General features: G+C 50.3%; 2 protein-coding genes. Both read right to left on the bottom strand.

All coding sequences use genetic code 11. The features are described 5' to 3' along the window. Positions 1–33: 33 nt before the first annotated feature. Positions 34–2373 (bottom strand): DUF4825 domain-containing protein, encoded by a 2340-nt coding sequence (locus tag GX016_01675; protein HHT70273.1) that lies wholly within the window; start codon positions 2371–2373, stop codon positions 34–36. Position 2374: 1 nt separating this feature from the next. Further along, positions 2375–2718, bottom strand: a 344-nt coding sequence (locus GX016_01670; GenBank protein ID HHT70272.1) for a BlaI/MecI/CopY family transcriptional regulator, incomplete at its 5' end; no start/stop codon positions are given.

Below are 2718 nucleotides of genomic sequence, written 5' to 3'. Positions count from 1 at the left end.
TTTTTTATCAGTTGCTTTAGTTCTAATGCGGTGTTAATACCCTTGGTCATAAATCAGCCAGGGGCTGTTTTTGTCGTCGCGAAAGAGAATCATGCTCCAGTTGTCATAGACGCCTTCGTTCCAGGGGCCTCCGTCTTTAAGAGGATATTCGATGTTGAAACTGACTTTGAATACAATGATGTTGTCGACGGTTGTAGGATGATTGCCGGGGCGATAGCTCCGGCGCATGGGGTCTTGGGAGTCATAGTCTATCGTGAGCAAAGTGCGTTTTTCGGTACCATATAGTTGGACATGGCCGCTTTTTACATTTTCTAAGGTCCGGTGTTCGCGCGGATACAAGGTAGCCAATATGGCCTCGGCATCTTTGGCAGCCACTGCCCGGTAGTATTCTTCCACCACGGCGCGGGCGGCGGCCACCTCGGCCTCGGTAAATTCCGGCAGGGGGCTGTCGTCAACCGGTTCGGTTACCGTGGCCGGTACGATTACTTCTTTAATTAGCGCCTGCTCAAGTAAGTTCAAATCGCCCGCCAATACCGATAGGTCACCATATACTTCCTCCAGGTCCTTCCGGGAAAAACTTATCATAGTGTCATAGGCAGCGATATCAAGCGTACCGTTGGACGTTGAGGGGCGGAAGGCAAAGGTTACGTTGTCAACATTGTCGATCATGCAAAAGAGGACCATCGCATTTCTTTGCAGAGTCGCTAGCTTCTTAGGATCGGAGGTAACAGCGGGCAACTTCTGGTTGTTTTTCGTACTATCGGCCGGCTCGTAGTAAGCAGTGAGGCCGTAAGGCTTTTTCTCGGTGTCTAAGGACATAAATTGCTGCCTAAAATAGGTGTCCGGTACCGGTAGCCGACCGATAATGCCTCCAACCTTCACGTGGTTACCAACATACGGTGTTTTGTACTTAGTGATTTCACCCAGGTTGTATCCGCCGGTCGAAGTGGCCGAACCCATCCTGGCACTGAACCAATCCTTTACCCAGCGGCAATCGCGGTCAGAAAGCGCCCAAACGTCAGCTTCTCCTTCTTCCGATAGATACGTTAGGGCCAAACCATATTGGTACGCTCCGTTGCGTGGGTCCCCACCTTTTTGGTAGAGCCAGAGCGCGTACTCCGCATTTTCTACACTGTGTTGCCGTTTCATGGTCACACTCAAGCTGAAGTCGACCGGATACTGTCCATCCGGCTCCAGACTGGGCCAATCCTCCTCCGGTAAGGGGCTCCGTTTAGCATTATTGATTAGCTTGATAATAGGTCCCCATTCATGCTCATCTACAATCTGGGTTTCTTTGTTTTCGCTCTGTTCGGCCACCCAGCTCACCCGGGCCACATCGTTGATGGTAATTGCACTGTGCCCTGGGGCACTGGCCCCGAGCCAAGCCGCCCCGATAATCATACAGGCCAATACAATAACCGCTACCATAACAGACCTTCGGCCAGAGCCCATGATGGCCACCAGTCTTTCCTTCAAAGTTTTCTTCTCCTCACACATGGTGGTGGAAAGTACACCGATGGGGTATCGGTGCTCGGCCACCATGGAAATGAGCGTCTCCCCATAGGACTGTTTGTCAGCAGCACTGAGGTTCTTAATTACTGCTTCATCACAGGACAGTTCACAAGCGCGGTTAATCTCCCGCCTGATGAGAATCATAAGCGGATTAAACCAATGAAGCGAAGTCACAAGCACCGTAACCCACTTATAGCCCATGTCAAAGTGCCGTAAGTGGGTAAGCTCATGCCTAAGGATATATTCCAGCTGCCGCGGTGCATACTCTGTATCTGGGATGATAATGCGAGGCGCCAGTATCCCCACCAGCACAGGGGTGGTTGCAAAGCGGTTGCGAAAAAGCTTTACCTTTGAATTGTCACCCGCTAAGCGGTCTAGCAGCGCTTGCTCCCCAGGCGCGGCCGGGATATTACTTGGCCGCAACAAGGAAACAAAACGGCTATAACCGCCAAAATAAAAGCCCACGGACAGCAGTGTTCCCAGCAGCCATACATAGAAAGCAAATTGGCCAAACAAGTCGTTGAAATACCTTGCGTGATCATAATCCTTGTTATAGGCACCGGTTTCAACCTTGCGGGTGACCGATAGATCAGCAGACAGGGATGTATTACCTTGGTTCTCATTAACAGCGGCAGATGAACTTATAGTCACAGGGGGCTCGGCCGGATAAAAGGCGCGATTCATAAGACTCTCTTCGAAGGAAAACGGGAGAGCCAGCCGAAGCAGCACCAGCAACCAAATGTAATATTGGAAGGCCTGAGAAACCCTGTTGTTAATTAGCGGTTTTACAGCAAACAGCAGTCCGGCTAAAATACTGCCCGACAGTGACAACGATAGAATTAGTTTTACCGTTTCGTTCATATCATTCACCTACCTTGAACAAAGAGCGCAGTTCCTCAATATCGCTCTTATCCAGTTTATCCCCCTCTACCAAGGAAGCAACCAAGTTCTTCGCACTACCCCAGTACAGGCGGTCAATGAGCCGCTCAGTTCTATATTCTTTGTATTCCTTTTCGCTCACTAGCGGTGAGTAATACAACACATCTTTTTTTGTGGACGAAACTGCGCCTTTCTCACACAGGCGACGCAGCAACGTCTTAATAGTAGAGCTTTCCCAATCAGAAGACTTCTCCAAGGTCTCCCTTATGGCAGCCATAGGGAGTGCTTCCTTGGCCGCCCACAGCACACGCATTACTTTAAGCTCCG

This window comes from Bacillota bacterium (genome assembly GCA_012837285.1).
Lineage (GTDB): Bacteria > Bacillota > DTU030 > DUMP01 > DUMP01 > DUNI01.
The sequence above is the reverse complement of the archived record's forward strand: the minus strand, read 5'-3'. Positions and strand labels throughout refer to the sequence as shown.